General features: G+C 49.5%; 2 protein-coding genes. Both read right to left on the reverse strand.

The window, feature by feature from the left end; translation table 11 throughout:
* Window positions 1-82: 82 nt before the first annotated feature.
* The gene (locus tag AX708_RS20090; RefSeq protein WP_197426040.1) at window positions 83-1534 is read right to left on the reverse strand and encodes a toll/interleukin-1 receptor domain-containing protein; all 1452 of its coding nucleotides are present in this window, start codon (window positions 1532-1534) and stop codon (window positions 83-85) included.
* Window positions 1535-1895: 361 nt separating this feature from the next.
* Window positions 1896-2246, reverse strand: a complete 351-nt coding sequence (locus AX708_RS15670) for a hypothetical protein (protein WP_066525396.1) — start codon at window positions 2244-2246, stop codon at window positions 1896-1898.
* Between the last annotated feature and the right edge of the window lie 125 nt (window positions 2247-2371).

The following is a 2371-nucleotide window of genomic DNA, read 5'->3' on the forward strand; positions in this document are numbered from 1 at the left end:
ATGCGGGAGAGAGACGCACAGGGCCGACGCTTGGGTGGGAGGATATGCCGGGAGTGGGGGGGTAGGAAAGGGGGAAAGGAGTTCAACCACCGTCTACGCGCAGATTCTCTTGAATCTGCACGATGTTGGCTAACGCTCCGATGGGCAGTGAAGAGAATGCGCTCCGCCACCGGAATTGGCCATATTTTTCAGACCTAAGATCATTAGCAAAACTCTCAAGTTTCGATGGCTCCGCGAGGTCGAGAATACCCATCACTGTGTCAGGCAAATGCGCACCTTGCGCTCGAACAAAAACTGGATAAGCACCGCTGTGATCAACGGCGTAAATATTAGAATCCGGCCACCACACTGATCCATTCAAACGGCGAAGACAGTAAAGGAATAGCACAAAATCGGCCTGAAGATACTCCCAGAATTCTAACGGCACTAGATTTGTGACATCTTTAATCACGTCAGCTTGGACGGAAACCCGATTCAATTTTAACCTGGCGTTTCTGTGATAAAGAGAATCAAGATGACTACTTAATTCTGTGAATCTTACACTCCTAGCGGTGACACCCCCATGCTGCATCAACACGAAAGAACCTTTAAGTAACTGCTCGGTTAAATCAAACCTGCCAAATCTGAGAAATACTGCAACAATAGAAACAAATAAAAACTCTGAGAAAAATTTGGTGGCGTCAGCACCCCAAGTCGTTGATCCCTTTCTAAAATTCGACAAACTGGCCTCAAAAAAATTCCTCACATTCTCAACATGTTGAACACTAAATCGGCCTGCCTCCAACTCATCTCGGACACTGATAATTAATTGACTTAAAATTGGCGGCATAGCCATGATTGTATCTAAGACAATTTGATCGGCGGCATCATTGTTCGCAAGATCCAATGTGAAATCGGAGTGGGAGGAGGCAGCTTCCCGCCATAATGAAGAGAATTGAGCGTCCGCAGTCTTTGCTTGATTTTTCTTGCTTGCAATCGGACTCAAACTGCTTGGGGTAGAAATGAGCTGATCATCTAGGAACGCCGGTCGACTACCGACTTCCGGGACAACCCGCAGAGGTTTATCGAATATCCACCGCAGCAGCAGCTCAAGATTCTCGGCATATCTATCATCGTCGCGAAAATCGATATAAATCCGATTAGCTACAAAACTCGGCAACAGAGCATTTCCCAAATCATCACTAGATCTAGTTAAGGCTACGAATTTCGTTTGCCCGACATCTCCATAAATCTTCTTTGTTATGATCTGGGACTCAATCCCCACCCCTCCAGTTCTGGAATTTGCACGCTCAACATACTTCTTGTCGCATATCAAAGCGACCTTATCGATATTCTCATCCCTTACCATTTGCTCCATGAACGAGTGAGCATCCTGACCTTCTTTAAGGTACCACTGGTCTATTATCGCCTCTACACCGTTAGCCCGGAGGTCAGTACCGAGTTGAATCACCCATTCAACATGGGAAGAGTCGGTCCAACTATATGAAATAAATAGCTTTGGCTTGCGCGCTTCATTCGCGGTCAATTCCGTCATGGGCATGTACTCGCGTCGGAGGATAACTGAGCAAATTTGGTGCGAGAAAATTCTTGAATCAATTGCTTACTCTCGTGAATTGCACAGATTCTGCCGCTCGCAAAAGCGAAAGTTAGAAGTGGAGCGCAGCCCTCTTCGTGTCTTCGTTTGAGGCATTGCGGGGCCTCGGGATGGATGCTGGGGCGCGTTCAGCATGACGGGGGTGTTCGCCAGCAGCCTCGCCTGCCCCTCCACCACCTTCGGTGGTCCCCCTCCCCTTGCAGGGGAGGATAACGCTCTTGGCGACTTGGCGGCTAGGCGCGAACCACTAGCTTCTTGTGGTCGGATATGCTCGCTTTAGCACAGTCTAATGTTGATAAACTCAAGGCTTGCGAGTGAACTTGGCGGTGAGGCTTTGTCCGGTGGTCGTTGCGCTCGTGTTCGATCGCGCAGAGCGGATCGCAATCGACGAACCAGATGCCATCACTATTTTTGCGGACGCGACGAGGCTGTAGGTGTCAAAATTCGCGTCGCTTCGCTCCACTATTTTGGCTCCGTCGATCCACAATTCGAGCCGTGCTGATTGCCCGCCTCCAGTTTTCTTTCCCGCGAAAGTGGCGGTGACCTCAACATCGACGTCGAAGTGGATCGGCCCGACCTTGATAATGTCAATTTCTTGGCCACCGAAAATGTGTGATTGACCTGCGGCAAGCCTCTCAAGTTCATGCGCCATAGGACTGCTCCCCCAGTAGTTCAAAGGCTGTTTAGGGAAGAGAAGTATTACTTAGGGCAAGTATCGCGTCAACCTATTGTATGTCTTCCCGCCCCGGCTTGAGCGCCTCCCCTTTCCCCTGCGGT

The organism is Erythrobacter sp. CCH5-A1, from assembly GCF_001557115.1.
Classification (GTDB): Bacteria; Pseudomonadota; Alphaproteobacteria; order Sphingomonadales; family Sphingomonadaceae; genus Erythrobacter.